This window comes from Acidimicrobiales bacterium, assembly GCA_036399815.1.
Lineage (GTDB): Bacteria > Actinomycetota > Acidimicrobiia > Acidimicrobiales > DASWMK01 > DASWMK01.
Map to the genome: position 1 here is coordinate 1 of DASWMK010000135.1, position 13,122 is coordinate 13,122.

A 13,122-nucleotide genomic window follows, 5' to 3' on the forward strand; every position below is an offset into this window, starting at 1 on the left:
GGCGATGGCGTCGAACATCGAGCGGACGGCCCGCACCTTCTCGTCGCCGCTCGGCAGCGGCCGGCTCACCAGCGGGGCAGCCCGTCGAGGAAGGCGACGAGGTGCCGGTTCACCTCCTCGGGCGCCTCCTGCTGGGTCCAGTGCCCGGAGCCGTCGACCACCACCTTGGTCAGCTGCGGCACCCTCGCCTCCATGCCCTCGGCCATCTCCGGGCGGAGGACGGGGTCGTGGCGGGCCGAGACCATGAGCGCCGGCGCCGTCACCTGCTCGGGCAGTCCGGCGGCCGCCTCCCAGTTGCGGTCCATGTTCCGGTAGTACTCGAGGGGCGGGGTGACGGCGCCGGCCGGGGAGAACTGCTCGACGTAGCGGGCGATCACGCCGTCGTCGAACACCTCGCGGCGGTGGGTGGCCGGGCCGAGGAACACCCATCGCAGCCACGCGTCGACGTCGAGGCCGAGGAACAGCTCGGCCGGCCCCCGGTCCTGGAACTGGACGATGTAGTAGGGCCGCTCGAAGGCCCGGCGCAGCAGCTGCACGGGCGGGATCGGCGGGCGGGGCAGGTCGGGGGTGTTGAGCCCGACGACGCCGGCCACCAGGTCGGGCCGGCGGCGGGCCAGGGGCCACACGAGCAGCCCGCCCCAGTCGTGCCCGACGACGACGGCCCGCTCGGCGCCGAGGGCCGGCACCAGCCCGGCCAAGCAGGCGTTGACCCACGGCTCGTCGTAGGTCGTGTCCGGCTTGTCGGACCGCCCGTAGCCGGGCAGGTCGACGGCGACGGCCCGGTAGCCGGCGGCGGCCAGCGCCGGCAACTGGTGGCGCCACGACCACCAGAACTCGGGCCAGCCGTGGAACAGGAGGACGAGCGGGCCGTCGCCCTCCTCGACGCAGAACAGCCGGATGCCGTTGGTCACCACGTAGCGGGACGGCACGGGCCGGACCCTAGCCACGCGACCCCCCGGTGGCAGACTCCGCCCATGGCCATCGACTTCTCCTTCCCGCCCGAGGTCGAGGAGGTCCGGCGGCGGGTCCGCGACTTCATGACCGGCGAGGTGCGGCCGGTCGAGGAGAAGGCCGACGCCGACGGTTGGAGCAGGGGCGACTGGATCAGGGCCATCGTCGAGCTGCGGGGTCGGGCGAAGGAGGCGGGGCTGTGGCTGCCCCACATGCCGCCCGAGTGGGGCGGGATGGGCCTCGGGCCGACGGCGATGGCGGCGGTGTCCTCGGAGGCGGCCAGGACCCGCATCGGCCCCTTCGTGCTGAACTGCCAGGCGCCCGACGAGGGGAACCAGCACACCCTGCTGCACTGGGCCACCGACGACCAGAAGGAGCGCTACCTGCGGCCACTGTGCGAGGGGACGGTGCGGTCGTGCTTCGCCATGACCGAGCCGGAGGTGGCCGGCTCGGACCCGACGCTCATCCGCACGACCGCGGTGCAGGACGGCGACGAGTGGGTCGTCAACGGCCACAAGTGGTTCATCTCCGGGGCCAGGGGGGCGGCGTTCGCCATCCTGATCGCCCGCACCGAGGACGAGCCCGACGTGCCCCAGGCGGCCAACACGGCGTTCATCGTCGACATCCCCTCGGACGGGTGGGAGGTCGTGCGGGACATCGTGACGATGTCGGGCAGCCACAACCACTGCGAGATCCGCATCACCGACCTGCGGGTGCCGGCGGCCAACCTGCTCGGCGGCCGGGGCCAGGGCCACCTGCTCGGCCAGGCCCGGCTCGGCCCGGCCCGCCTGGCCCATTGCATGCGCTGGATCGGCCAGGCCGAGACGGCGCTCGACCTGATGGTCGCCCGGTCCCTCGACCGCTTCTCGCACGGGTCGGTGCTGGCCGAGAAGCAGGGCATCCAGTGGCTGATCGCCGAGTCGGCCATGGAGCTGTACGCCGCGAAGCTGATGGTCCTCCATGCCGCCTACCGCATCGAGCAGGGCCTCGACTTCACGGCGGAGGTGTCGATGGCCAAGCACCACGTCGCCAACACGCTCTGGCGGGTGATCGACCGGGCCATCCAGGTGCACGGCGCGCTCGGCTACTCGACCGACACGCCCCTGGCCGGCATGCTGACCCAGGCCCGCTGGAGCCGCTTCGCCGACGGCGCCGACGAGATCCACAAGATGCGCATCGCCCAGCGCACGATCGCCGCCTACCGCGACACGGGCACCACCAGGCGGGCGACCGGCGACCTGCCGCTGTAGCGGCCGGGTGCGGGGCGGGTGGGCCACCTCGCCTACGGTCCGCCGGGTGACGACGAGCGACGTGATCTTCGGGGCGTTCGCCCCCCAGGGGTGGAAGACCGAGCTGGCCGGGGTCGGCGACCCGCAGGCGCAGTGGGCGAGGACGGTCGAGGTCGCCGTGCTGGCCGAGGAGCTCGGCTACGACTCGGTCTGGGTCTACGACCACTTCCACAACGTCCCCCGTCCCTCGCACGAGACCGTGTTCGAGTGCTGGACGGCGATCGCCGCGCTGAGCCAGCGCACCAGCCGCATCCGCCTCGGCCAGATGGTCGGCTGCGCCCCGTACCGCAACCCCGGCCTGCTGGCCAAGATCACCTCGAACGTCGACGTGATGAGCGGCGGCCGGCTGGACTGGGGCATCGGGGCCGGCTGGTACGAGCACGAGTTCGACGGCTACGGCTACGAGTTCCACCGGCCCGCCGACCGCATCCGCTTCCTCCGGGAGACCGTCGAGGTCGTGCTGGCCATGTGGTCCGAGCCCGACGTCGACTACGACGGCCGCTTCCTGCACCTGCGGGGCGCGCAGTGCGACCCGAAGCCGGTGCAGCAGCCCCACCCCCCGGTGTGGATCGGCGGGGCCGGCGAGCAGCTCACCCTCCGCGTCGTCGCCCGCTACGCCGACCGCTCCAACTGGGGCGGCAAGCCGCAGGAGTGGGCCCGCAAGCGGGAGGTCCTGAAGGGCCACTGCCGCGAGGTGGGGCGCGACGAGGACGAGATCGTGAAGACGTGGGCGCCCGAGCTGCTGGTGCGGGAGACGGAGGCGGAGGTCGAGGCGATCGGCTCGCTGTCCAACCAGGGCGAGCCGTTCGCGTCGTGGCGGGACGGCAACCTCGTCGGCACCCCCGAGCAGGTCGCCGAGAAGGTCCAGGCCTACCTCGACCTCGGGTGCGGCGGGTTCGTCCCCTGGTGCGCGGACTACCCGCACGACACCAGCCTGCGGCTGTTCGCCGAGCGGGTGATGCCCGAGTTCCGGTGAGCCGCGGGTCAGGTGTAGTAGCGGTAGACGACGGCGGCCACGCAGGACGGCTTCGACGCGCCCTCCACCTCGAACACGAGGTCGAGGGTGACCTGGGCGCCGCCGGCGACGTCGGTCACGTCGGCCAGGGTGGCGCCGACCCGCAGGCGGGACCCGACCGGCACCGGCGCAGGGAAGCGCACCTTCTCGCAGCCGTAGTTCACGCCCATGGCGACGCCGTCGACCCGCAGCACCTGGGGCAGCAGCACGGGCGCCAGCGACAGGGTCAGGTAGCCGTGGGCCACCGGCCCGCCGAACGGGCTCTCGCGGCTGGCCCGCTCCGGGTCGACGTGGATCCACTGGTGGTCGCCGGTGGCGTCGGCGAAGCGGTTCACCCGGTCCTGGTCGATCTCCATCCAGTCGCTCCAGCCGAGGTGCTCCCCGACCTTCGCCTTCAGCTCGCCGATGCCCGAGACGGTGGTGGCCATCGGGCGATTCTGGCCCGCCGGCCGTCAGGAGAACCAGATGCGCTGGTAGTCGCGGCTCTGCGGGTGCAGGAGCAGGGCGACGAGGGCGACGGCGAACAGGCCCGGCACCGTGAACAGGTAGTTGAGGACGTCGCCGATGCCGGCCCCGACGAGGAGCGGGATGAGGAACGGCAGGAGCGACACGCCGATGCCGAGCAGGTAGCCCCACCGGCGCTCGTTGGCGATCCCGTAGCCGGACGCCGCCTCGCAGGCGACGATCACCACGCCGACCAGGCTGGCGACGGCGCCGAGCAGCACCGCGAACACGGCGTTCAGGTACAGCAGGAACACCGCGATCTGCAGGGTCTGGGGCTGCGACGGGTTGAGCCATCGCCGGGTCTGCATGGCTGACAGTCTGGCAGGCGTGGTGCTCGCCGCCGGAGCGGGAACCCGCCTGCGGCCGTTGACCCTGCTCCGGCCGAAGGCGCTGTGCCCGGTCGGCCCCGCGCCGCTCGTCGACCACGCGCTCGAGCGGGTCGCCGCGGCCACCCCGTCGGTCGCCGTCAACGTCCACGCCGGGCGGGACGCCATGGTCGCCCACCTCGACGGCCGGGCCCACCTCTCCCTCGAGGCGCCGGTGGCGCTCGGGACGGCGGGCGCGCTGGGCGCCCTCCGGGACTGGATCGCCGGCCGGCCGGTGCTCGTCACCAACGCCGACGCCTGGCTGCCCGGCGGGCTCGGCCCGCTCCTCGGCGGGTGGGACGGCGAGCGCATGCGGCTGCTGTGCGTGGACGACCCGGCGAGGGGCGACTTCGGCCGGCGCCGCTACGCCGGCGCCTGCCTGCTGCCGTGGACGGCGGTGCGGGACCTGCCGGCCGAGCCGCTCGGCCTGTACGAGGCGCGGTGGGGCGCCGCCGCCGCCGACGGGCGGCTCGACTTCGCCGACACGACGGCCACGTTCGTGGACTGCGGGACGCCGGCCGACTACCTGGCCGCCAACCTCGACTGGTCGGGCGGCCGGCCGGTGGTCGGCGAGGGCGCGTCCGTGCAGGGCACCGTCGTCCGGTCGGTCGTGTGGCCGGGCGCCCGCGTCGTCGAGGGCGAGGTGCTGGTCGACGCCGTGCGGGCCGGCCGCACCGTCACGGTGCTCGTCCGCCGGACCGGCCCCGGCGGGCGCTGAGCCCCGGCGCGCCGGCTCTCGGGCGGCCGGCGCTGCCGGTCAGCCGGGGGCGGGGGCGGGGGAGCGGTCGCGGCGGGCGGTGAGCGCCACCGGTTGCACCGGGTGCTCGGCCCGCAGCTGGCCGCAGGCGGCGGCGATCTCCGTGCCCCGGTTCCGGCGCACGGTCGCGTTCACCCCGAGCGCGGCCAGGCGGTCGCGGAACAGGGCGACGCGCGCCGGCGGGCTGCCCGTCGTCGGCCACCCTGGGGTCGGGTTCAGCGGGATGAGGTTCACGTGGGCCCGCAGCGGGCGGGCGAGGGCGGCGAGCGCCTCGGCGTCGCTGCGGCGGTCGTTGGTCCCGTCGATCAGCGCCCACTCGAACGACAGCCGCCGCCCGGTCGCCGCCTGGTGCTCGGCGCACGCCGCCATCAGCGCGTCGAGCGGGTAACGGCGGTTGATCGGCACCAGCCGGTCCCGCAGCTCGTCGTCGGCCGCGTGCAGGGAGACGGCGAGGTTGACGGGCAGCGCCTCGGCGGCCAGCCGGCGGATGCCGGGCACGATGCCGACGGTCGAGATCGTGAGGTGCCGGGCCGACAGCCCGAGGTCGCCGTGGATGCGCTCGACCGCGGCCCAGACGCGGTCGTAGTTGGCGAGGGGCTCGCCCATGCCCATGAACACGACGTTGCCGAGCCGCCGCCCGTCCTCCGCAGCCCGCCGGCGGGCCACGATCACCTGCTCGACGATCTCCCCGGTCGACAGGTTGCGCTCGAACCCGGCCTGGCCGGTGGCGCAGAACCCGCACGCCATGGCGCAGCCGGCCTGGGTCGACACGCACACCGTGGACCGCTCGCGGTAGTGCATCAGCACGGTCTCGACCCTGGCCCCGCCGTCCAGCTCGAAGAGCCACTTCACCGTCGCCCCGCCGTCGCCCTCGTGCTCGGCCACGGGCACGAGCGCGGGCGGCAGCTCGGCCGCCAGCCGGGCCCGCAGGGCGGCCGGCAGGGCGGTCAGCTCCTCGATCGGGCGGCCCTGGCGGTGGAGGCCGTCCCACACCTGGTCGACCCGGTACCGCGGCTCGCCGGCCAGCAGCGCGGCGAGCGCGTCGCGGTCGGCGTCGTAGCGGGTCGGCATGCCGATCAGGGTAGGCCGGTAGGCTCCCGGAGATGGCCGAGCGGACCGCCCTGCCGCCCGAGCACCACCACCGTGACCTCACCGGCGGGCTGGCCAGGGCCTCGGTCTTCGGCGTGAGCGACGGCCTCGTCTCGAACGTGTCGCTGATCCTCGGCGTGGCCGGCGCCGACCCGTCGGCGAGCGTCGTCCGCCTCGCCGGTCTGGCCGGCCTGATCGCCGGCGCGGTGTCGATGGCGGCGGGCGAGTGGGTGTCGATGAAGGCCCAGGCCGAGCTGCTCGAGCGCGAGCTGGAGATGGAGCGCATCGAGCTGCGCCGCAACCCCGTGCTGGAGCGCAACGAGCTGGCCGCCATCTACCGCTCGCGGGGCGTCCCCGCGGAGGTGGCCGACGACCTGGCGACGGCGATGATGCGCGACCCGGACGTGGCCCTCGAGACCCACGCCCGGGAGGAGCTCGGCATCGACCCCGCCTCGCTCGGCTCCCCGGTCGGCGCGGCCGTGTCGTCCTTCCTCGCCTTCTCGATCGGCGCCCTCGTGCCCCTGGTGCCTTGGTTCGTCGCCGCCGGCGGGGCGGCCACCATCGCCTCGATCGTGCTCGCCCTCGCCGCCGCGTCCGCCGTGGGCTTCGCCCTGGCCCGCTTCACCGGCCGCAGCCCGCTGCGCTCGGCCGCCCGCCAGGTCCTCATCGCCGCGGTGGCCTCGACGATCACCTACGGCATCGGCTCGGTGGTCGGCATCGAAAGCGTCACGTAGCGGCCACGTCGCCGACGAAGGCGCGGTCCACGTGGTCGACGTGGAAGCCGAGCGACTCGTACAGCCGCACGGCGGTCGTGTTGGCGGCGTCGACGTAGAGCATCCCCTCGGTGATCCCCCGCCGCCGGTGGAGGAAGTCGAGCCCGGCGAGCACCAGCGCCCGGCCGAGGCCCCGCCCGCCGGCCGCCGGGTCCACGGCGATCACGTAGATCTCCCCGAGCGGCGGGTCGCAGTCGTGGTGGACCTTGGTCCAGCAGAACCCGTCGAGCCCGCCGTCGCCCTCGTGGAGCAGGAAGCCCTCGGGGTCGAACCACGGCTGGGACTCCCGCTCGGTCAGCACGTCGATCGTCCACGACCCCTGCTCGGGGTGGCCGGCGAAGGCCCGGTTGTTGACCCGCAGCCACGCCTCCTCGTCCCGGCCGACCTCGAAGGGCCGCAGGGGGAGCGGGGGCGGGGGGTCGGCGGGGAGCGGGCGGCGCATCTGCCACAGGTCCCGCCCGCGCCGCAGCCCGACGGCGGCGGCGACGGCGTCGTAGTCGTCGCCCGGCTTGAACACCCAGTGGTGGACGTGGCCGCCGCCCTCCGACCGCACGACGTCGATGGCCGCGGCGAGCAGCTCGGGGCCGATCTCGGCCGTCCCGTCGCGGTGGTGGGGGTCGACGACGAGCTCGACGGCCCACGAGTCCGGCCCCCGGGTCACCTGCGCGTAGGCGACGGGGTGGTCGTGGCCAGGCGACCAGGCGACCAGCCCGGCGAACCCCTCCCGGCCGCCGAGGGCGAGGTCGAGCCACTGGTGCTCGCCGAGCGGGGAGTGGCCGTCGGCCTCGGCCGCGAGGTCGAGCAGCCGAGCGACGGCGGCCACGTCGGCGGCGTCCATCTGCCGCTTGATCTCCAGGCGGCGCACGGCGGGGCAGGCTAGCGGGATGGCGCGACCGAGGACTCCGAAGGGGCGGGCCCGCGAGACCGTCGTCCGGCTGGCCGAGGCCTACCCGGACGCGGTGTGCGAGCTCGACTTCACGACGCCGTTCGAGCTCCTGGTGGCGACGATCCTGTCGGCCCAGACCACCGACGCCAGGGTGAACACGGTGACCCCCGAGCTGTTCCGGCGCTGGCCGACGGCCGCCGCGCTGGCCGGCGCCGAGCCGGCCGAGCTCGAGGCGGTGATCCACCCGACGGGCTTCTTCCGGGCCAAGGCGAGGAGCCTCCTCGGCATGGCCGCGGCCCTCGTCGAGCGCTTCGACGGCGAGGTCCCCGAGCGGCTGGAGGACCTCGTGACCCTGCCCGGCGTCGGGCGCAAGACGGGGAACGTCGTACGCAGCGTGGCGCTCGGCCAGCCCGGCCTCCCCGTCGACACCCACGTCACCCGGCTGGCCCACCGGCTCGGGCTGTCCGACCAGGACGATCCGGTTCGCATCGAGCACGAACTGGGCGCATTGGTGCCGGCCAGGGAGTGGGGCGAGCTCAGCCTGCGGCTGATCCTCCACGGTCGGCGAGTCTGCGTCGCCCGTCGCCCGCGCTGCGAAGACTGCGTTTTGAACGACTTCTGTCCCTCGTCACGCGTGCCGTTGGGCACATCGCGGCGTTCTCGCGCAGATGATGCAGGGAAAAAACCGCGGCGGGCCCCAGAAAATTTCACTCAGGACGCAGCAACCGTCTGAGCGTTGTGGTTATGATGTCGCTCGACCAGGTTCCCGCCACCTGGTTCCCGGCGACACCGGGATCCGCCGCCTGGTGTCGCCCGCGACGGCGCCCTTCGGGGCGCCGTCGCCGCGTCCGGCGCCGGAACTGACCCGGAGGTCAGGATTTCGCCGCCGTCCGACCACGCTCCGTGGCTACTCCAGGAGCCGCACCACCTGGTCCAGCCGGCGGGTCGCCGACCGTAGCGAACGCTCGACCTCGTAGAGCCCGACGGCCACCTCACCCTCGGGCCGGTCGCGGTGCCGGTCGGCCACCTCGGACACCCGCCCGGCCAGGTCCTCGAGTGCGGTGAGGGCGGACTGGAGCGTGGCGGCGTCGTTGGCGGGCATGCGGCCGTCCTACCCAGGCGCGCCGGGCGTCCCGACCAACGGCCGCCCGGAGGCCGGCCGGTAGCGTGGCGCCGTGCTCACCCGCCTCGACCTGCGTGGCGCCGGCGACGTGCGGGGTCGCCTCCCCCGGCCGGCGCCGGCCGGGGCGGGGCCGGTGGCCGCCGTGCAGGCCATCCTCGCCGACGTGCGGGCCAGGGGCGACGAGGCCGTCCGCGAGTGCACGGCCCGCTTCGACGGCGTGGCCGTCGACGACCTGCGGGTGCCGCCCGAGCGGGTGGCCGCCGCCCTGGAGGCCGTGCCGGCCGGCCTGCGGGCTGCGCTCGAGGCCGCGGCCGCCGCCGTCGAGGACTTCCACCGGTCGACGGTGCCGCCCGAGCCGCCGCCCCACGAGCGCGGCGGCGTCGTCGTGCGGGCGCTGCGCCGGCCGGTCGACCGGGCCGGCTGCTACGTGCCGGGCGGCCGGGCCCGCTACCCGTCCACGGTGCTGATGACGGCCATCCCGGCCCGCGTCGCCGGCGTGCCCGAGGTCGTGCTGGCCGTGCCGCCCGGCGCCGACGGCGACCCGCCCGTCGAGACGCTCGCCGCGGCGGCGATCGCCGGGGTGGACGAGGTGTACCGGATGGGCGGCGCCCAGGCCGTCGGCGCCCTGGCCTACGGGACGGCGACGGTGCGGCCGGTCGACGTGCTCGTCGGCCCGGGCAACGTCTACGTGGCGCTGGCCAAGCGGGAGGTGGCCGGCCTGGTCGGCGTGCCGTCCGCCTTCGCCGGGCCGTCCGAGGTCGTGGTCGTCGCCGACCGTTCCGTCCCCGCGGCGTGGGCCGCCGTCGACGTGGTCGTCCAGGCCGAGCATGGCCCGGGCGGCCTGGCCTGGCTGGTCACCTGGGACGAGGCGGTGGCCGACGCGGTGACCGCGGAGGTGGCCGCCATGGTCGAGCGGTCCCCCCGCCGGGCCGAGATCGAGTCGACCCTGGACGGCGGCGGCTACGCCGTGCTCGTCGACGGGCCGGAGCAGGCGGTCGAGGTGGCGAACCTGATCGCCCCCGAGCACCTCGAGCTCATGGTCGAGGGCGCCGAGGACCTCGTCCCCCTCGTCCGCCACGCCGGCGCCGTGTTCCTCGGTGCCCACGCCCCGGCCTCGGTGGGCGACTACCTCGCCGGCCCGAGCCACGTGCTCCCCACCGACGGCACGGCCCGGTTCGCGTCGGCCCTCACCGTCGACGACTTCGTGAAGCACGTGCACGTCGTGAGCCTCGACGGGGCCGCGCTGGCCGCCGTCGCCCCGCACGTCGCCGCGCTGGCCGACGCCGAGGGGCTCGCCGCCCACGCCGACTCGGTCCGCCTGCGCACCGGGGCCTGACGTGCCCGTCCCGCCCAGGGCCGACCTGGCCCTCGTCCCCGGCTACCACTCGCCCCAGGTCGACGTGCCCGTCCGCCTGAACACCAACGAGTCGCCCTACCCGCCGCCCGACGCCTGGCGGGAGGCCCTGGCCGACGAGGTGCTGCGGGTCGACTGGCACCGCTACCCGGACCGGTCGGCTGGCGCGCTGCGGTCGGCCATCGGCGAGCGCCACGGCGTCGGGCCGGAGCACGTGTTCGCGGCGAACGGCTCCAACGAGGTGCTCCAGACCGTGTGCCTCACGTTCGGCGGGCCGGGGCGGACGGCGCTGACCTTCGAGCCGACCTACGCCCTGCACGCCCACATCGCCCGGCTGGCCGGCACCGAGGTGGTCACCGCCGAGCGGGGCGAGGATTTCGTGCTGAATCCATCCGACGTGGCCGGCGCCGTCGCCGCCGCGTCGGCCTCGATCGTGTTCCTGTGCTCGCCGAACAACCCGACCGGCACGGTCGACGACCCCGCCGTCGTCGCCGCGGCCAGGTCCGCCGGCGCCGGGCTCGTCGTGGTGGACGAGGCCTACGGCGAGTTCGCGTCGCGGTCGCTCGTGGCCGAGGCCGCCGGGTCGGACGACCTCGTCGTCACCCGCACGTTCTCGAAGACGTGGTCGATGGCCGCCGGGCGGCTCGGCTACTGCGTGGCGTCGGCGGACGTGGTCGCCGAGCTGGAGCGGGTCGTCCTGCCCTACCACCTGGACGCGCTCAAGCAGGCGGCCGGCCGCCTCGCCCTCCGCCACGTCGACGACATGGACGCCAGGGTCGCCGCGCTGGTCGCCGAGCGGCGCCGGGTGGTGGCCGGGCTGGACCGCCTGCCCGTGCGCCACTGGCCGTCCGGCGCCAACTTCGTGCTGTTCCGGCCGCTCGCCAGGGACGGCGCCGAGGTGTGGCAGGAGCTGGTGGACCGGGGCGTGCTGGTGCGCAACTGCGCCGGCTGGCCCCGCCTGTCCGGCTGCCTGCGGGTGACGATGGGGACGCCGGAGGAGGGCGACGCCTTCCTCGCCGCGCTGGAGGAGGTGCTGTCCTGATGGGCCGGACCGCGACGCGCCGCCGGGTGACCGGCGAGACGGCCGTGGACGTCGCCGTCGACCTCGACGGCAGCGGCCGGGTCGAGGTGGCCACCGGGCTGCCGTTCTTCGACCACATGCTCGCCCAGCTGGGCCGGCACGCCGGGTTCGACCTGACCGTGAAGGCCGACGGCGACCTCGAGGTCGACGCCCACCACACCGTCGAGGACACGGCCATCACGATCGGCGAGGCCGTCCGGGAGGCGCTCGGCGACAAGGCCGGCGTCCGCCGGTTCGCCAGCGGGCTGTTCCCGCTCGACGAGGCCCTGGTGGAGGTGGCGCTCGACCTGTCGGGCCGGCCGTGGCTGTCCTTCGACGTCGAGCTCGGCGAGGTCCTGCCCCTCGGCACGCCGCCGTTCGACCCGCAGCTGTCCGAGCACTTCTGGCAGTCGTTCGCGACGACGGCGGCCGTCACCCTGCACGTGACCAAGCGGGCCGGGCGCAACACCCACCACGTGGTCGAGGCCACGTTCAAGGGCGTGGCCCGCTGCCTGCGCGACGCCGTGCGGGTCGAGGGCGGCGGGGTGCCGTCGACCAAGGGGTCGCTGTAGCGGTGGCGGCCCCGCTCGTCGCCGTCCTCGACTACGGGATCGGCAACCTCCGCTCGGCCCAGAAGGCGCTCGAGCGGGTGGGGGCCGACGCCCGGCTGACCGCCGACGAGCGGCTGGTCGATCGGGCGGCCGCCGTGGTCCTGCCCGGGGTCGGCGCCTTCGGCCGGTGCGCCGAGGCGCTCCGGGACACCGGGCTCGACGCCGTCGCCCGCCGGGCCGCCGCCGCCGGGGCGCCGTTCCTCGGCATCTGCATCGGCATGCAGCTGCTGTACGAGGCGTCCGAGGAGTCGCCCGGAGTGGCCGGGCTGGGCGTGCTGGCCGGCACCGTGCGGCGCCTGCCGGAGGGCGTGAAGCGGCCGCAGATGCAGTGGAACGTGCTCGAACGGGTGCCGGGCCGGTCGAGCGGGCTGCTCGCCGGGCTGGGGGAGCGGCCGTGGGTCTACTTCGTCCACTCGTACGCGCCCGAGGCCGGCGACGGCGTGGTGGCGACGTGCGACTACGGCGGCCCGGTCGTCGCCGCCGTCGAGCGCGACCGGGTGTGGGCCACCCAGTTCCACCCGGAGAAGTCGGGCGCCGCCGGGCTGGCCGTGCTCGCCAACTTCGTGCGCCGGGCGGCCGCGGCCGCAGCCTGACGTGGAGCTCTACCCGGCGATCGACGTCCGCGGCGGGCGCACCGTCCGCCTCGTGCAGGGCGACTTCGGGCGGGAGGTGGACTACGCCGCCGACCCGGTCGCCGTCGCCATCGCCTTCGCCGAGGCCGGCGCGCCGTGGGTGCACGTCGTCGACCTCGACGCCGCCCGCACCGGCGAGCCCGCCAACCGGGAGATGGTGGCCGGCATCGCGAGGGCCGTCGCCCGGGCCAACCGGCACACGCGGGTGCAGGCCGGCGGCGGCGTGCGCAGCGAGGCGGCGGCCGAGGCGCTGTTCGACGCCGGGGTGCACCGGGTCGTGATCGGCACGGCCGCGCTGGAGCAGCCGGCCCTCGTCCGCCGGCTGGCCGCCCGCCACCCGGTGGCCGTCGGCATCGACGCCAGGGCCGGCGACGTGGCCGTCCACGGGTGGACGACGGCCAGCGGCGAGTCGGTCCCCGCCGTGCTGGCCCGCTTCGAGGACGCCGGGGTCGCCGCCGTCGTCGTCACCGAGATCGCCAGGGACGGCACGATGACCGGCCCGGACCTCGACGGCCTGGCCGCCTGCCTCGCCGCCACGTCGCTCGACGTCGTCGCCTCCGGCGGGGTCGGCTCCCTCGACGACCTGCGGGCGCTGGCCGGCCTGCACGTCGACGGCCGCACCCTCGCCGGCGCCGTCGTCGGCCGGGCGCTGCACGAGGGCGTGTTCGGGGTGGACGAGGCCCTGGCCGTCGCCCGGTACCGGCGGTGAGCGC

Annotated in this window: 16 protein-coding genes; 10 read left to right on the plus strand and 6 right to left on the minus strand. The window is 75.4% G+C overall.

The features are described from left to right. Positions 1 to 65: 65 nt before the first annotated feature. Entirely contained in the window at positions 66 to 929 is an 864-nt protein-coding gene (locus tag VGB14_09285) for an alpha/beta hydrolase (GenBank protein HEX9993104.1), read from the minus strand. Positions 930 to 974: 45 nt separating this feature from the next. Between VGB14_09285 and VGB14_09290 the strand changes: the two genes are divergently transcribed. Continuing rightward, positions 975 to 2,201, plus strand: a complete 1,227-nt coding sequence (locus VGB14_09290) for an acyl-CoA dehydrogenase family protein (GenBank protein ID HEX9993105.1) — start codon at positions 975 to 977, stop codon at positions 2,199 to 2,201. A 46-nt stretch (positions 2,202 to 2,247) separates the two neighbouring features. Beyond that, entirely contained in the window at positions 2,248 to 3,216 is a 969-nt protein-coding gene (locus VGB14_09295) for a TIGR03560 family F420-dependent LLM class oxidoreductase (protein ID HEX9993106.1), read from the plus strand. 8 nt (positions 3,217 to 3,224) lie between these two features. On the opposite strand, the gene VGB14_09300 is transcribed toward VGB14_09295, so the two are convergent. Then, on the minus strand, positions 3,225 to 3,683 hold the full coding sequence (locus VGB14_09300) for a MaoC family dehydratase (GenBank protein ID HEX9993107.1): 459 nt from the start codon (positions 3,681 to 3,683) through the stop codon (positions 3,225 to 3,227). A 24-nt stretch (positions 3,684 to 3,707) separates the two neighbouring features. Then, positions 3,708 to 4,067 carry a hypothetical protein gene (locus VGB14_09305; GenBank protein ID HEX9993108.1) on the minus strand — a complete coding sequence of 120 codons (360 nt, stop codon included), beginning with the start codon at positions 4,065 to 4,067 and terminating at the stop codon, positions 3,708 to 3,710. Between VGB14_09305 and VGB14_09310 the strand changes: the two genes are divergently transcribed. Further along, complete coding sequence (locus VGB14_09310) at positions 4,066 to 4,842, plus strand: sugar phosphate nucleotidyltransferase (protein ID HEX9993109.1); 777 nt, start codon at positions 4,066 to 4,068, stop codon at positions 4,840 to 4,842. The genes VGB14_09305 and VGB14_09310 overlap by 2 nt on opposite strands. Before the next feature lie 39 nt (positions 4,843 to 4,881). Here the strand turns inward: VGB14_09310 and rlmN are convergent, their stop codons facing one another. Next, complete coding sequence (gene rlmN, locus VGB14_09315) at positions 4,882 to 5,952, minus strand: 23S rRNA (adenine(2503)-C(2))-methyltransferase RlmN (GenBank protein ID HEX9993110.1); 1,071 nt, start codon at positions 5,950 to 5,952, stop codon at positions 4,882 to 4,884. Positions 5,953 to 5,984: 32 nt separating this feature from the next. Between rlmN and VGB14_09320 the strand changes: the two genes are divergently transcribed. After that, positions 5,985 to 6,704: a VIT1/CCC1 transporter family protein gene (locus VGB14_09320; GenBank protein ID HEX9993111.1), complete on the plus strand. Its 720-nt coding sequence runs from the start codon at positions 5,985 to 5,987 to the stop codon at positions 6,702 to 6,704. On the opposite strand, the gene mshD is transcribed toward VGB14_09320, so the two are convergent. After that, on the minus strand, positions 6,697 to 7,608 hold the full coding sequence (gene mshD, locus VGB14_09325; protein ID HEX9993112.1) for a mycothiol synthase: 912 nt from the start codon (positions 7,606 to 7,608) through the stop codon (positions 6,697 to 6,699). The two genes, VGB14_09320 and mshD, sit on opposite strands and share 8 nt — an antisense overlap. A gap of 19 nt (positions 7,609 to 7,627) precedes the next feature. Between mshD and nth the strand changes: the two genes are divergently transcribed. After that, positions 7,628 to 8,362: an endonuclease III gene (gene nth, locus VGB14_09330; protein ID HEX9993113.1), complete on the plus strand. Its 735-nt coding sequence runs from the start codon at positions 7,628 to 7,630 to the stop codon at positions 8,360 to 8,362. A 174-nt stretch (positions 8,363 to 8,536) separates the two neighbouring features. Here nth and VGB14_09335 read toward each other — a convergent pair whose 3' ends face one another. Then, complete coding sequence (locus tag VGB14_09335) at positions 8,537 to 8,731, minus strand: hypothetical protein (protein ID HEX9993114.1); 195 nt, start codon at positions 8,729 to 8,731, stop codon at positions 8,537 to 8,539. A 73-nt stretch (positions 8,732 to 8,804) separates the two neighbouring features. Between VGB14_09335 and hisD the strand changes: the two genes are divergently transcribed. The 5 genes from hisD to VGB14_09360 are packed head-to-tail and all read left to right on the plus strand — an operon-like array spanning position 8,805 to position 13,118. Next, positions 8,805 to 10,088, plus strand: coding sequence for a histidinol dehydrogenase (hisD, locus tag VGB14_09340; protein HEX9993115.1), 1,284 nt, complete (start codon positions 8,805 to 8,807; stop codon positions 10,086 to 10,088). A 1-nt stretch (position 10,089) separates the two neighbouring features. Then, complete coding sequence (hisC, locus tag VGB14_09345; protein ID HEX9993116.1) at positions 10,090 to 11,148, plus strand: histidinol-phosphate transaminase; 1,059 nt, start codon at positions 10,090 to 10,092, stop codon at positions 11,146 to 11,148. Beyond that, a complete protein-coding gene (hisB, locus tag VGB14_09350; GenBank protein ID HEX9993117.1) occupies positions 11,148 to 11,738 on the plus strand; it encodes an imidazoleglycerol-phosphate dehydratase HisB in 591 nt (196 codons plus the stop codon). Before hisC ends, hisB begins: the two co-directional genes overlap by 1 nt. 2 nt (positions 11,739 to 11,740) lie before the next feature. Continuing rightward, positions 11,741 to 12,370, plus strand: coding sequence for an imidazole glycerol phosphate synthase subunit HisH (gene hisH / locus VGB14_09355; GenBank protein HEX9993118.1), 630 nt, complete (start codon positions 11,741 to 11,743; stop codon positions 12,368 to 12,370). Position 12,371: 1 nt separating this feature from the next. Continuing rightward, on the plus strand, positions 12,372 to 13,118 hold the full coding sequence (locus tag VGB14_09360) for a 1-(5-phosphoribosyl)-5-[(5-phosphoribosylamino)methylideneamino] imidazole-4-carboxamide isomerase (protein HEX9993119.1): 747 nt from the start codon (positions 12,372 to 12,374) through the stop codon (positions 13,116 to 13,118). Positions 13,119 to 13,122 lie beyond the last annotated feature (4 nt).

What these genes read in the sequence shown, in the direction of transcription:
- rlmN (HEX9993110.1), bottom strand. Translation starts at nt 5,952, where the DNA reads ATGCCGACCCGCTACGACGCCGACCGCGACGCGCTCGCCGCGCTGCTG.
- VGB14_09310 (HEX9993109.1), top strand. Translation starts at nt 4,066, where the DNA reads ATGGCTGACAGTCTGGCAGGCGTGGTGCTCGCCGCCGGAGCGGGAACC.
- hisB (HEX9993117.1), top strand. Translation starts at nt 11,148, where the DNA reads ATGGGCCGGACCGCGACGCGCCGCCGGGTGACCGGCGAGACGGCCGTG.
- VGB14_09300 (HEX9993107.1), bottom strand. Translation starts at nt 3,683, where the DNA reads ATGGCCACCACCGTCTCGGGCATCGGCGAGCTGAAGGCGAAGGTCGGG.
- VGB14_09335 (HEX9993114.1), bottom strand. Translation starts at nt 8,731, where the DNA reads ATGCCCGCCAACGACGCCGCCACGCTCCAGTCCGCCCTCACCGCACTC.
- nth (HEX9993113.1), top strand. Translation starts at nt 7,628, where the DNA reads ATGGCGCGACCGAGGACTCCGAAGGGGCGGGCCCGCGAGACCGTCGTC.
- VGB14_09320 (HEX9993111.1), top strand. Translation starts at nt 5,985, where the DNA reads ATGGCCGAGCGGACCGCCCTGCCGCCCGAGCACCACCACCGTGACCTC.
- VGB14_09290 (HEX9993105.1), top strand. Translation starts at nt 975, where the DNA reads ATGGCCATCGACTTCTCCTTCCCGCCCGAGGTCGAGGAGGTCCGGCGG.
- VGB14_09305 (HEX9993108.1), bottom strand. Translation starts at nt 4,067, where the DNA reads ATGCAGACCCGGCGATGGCTCAACCCGTCGCAGCCCCAGACCCTGCAG.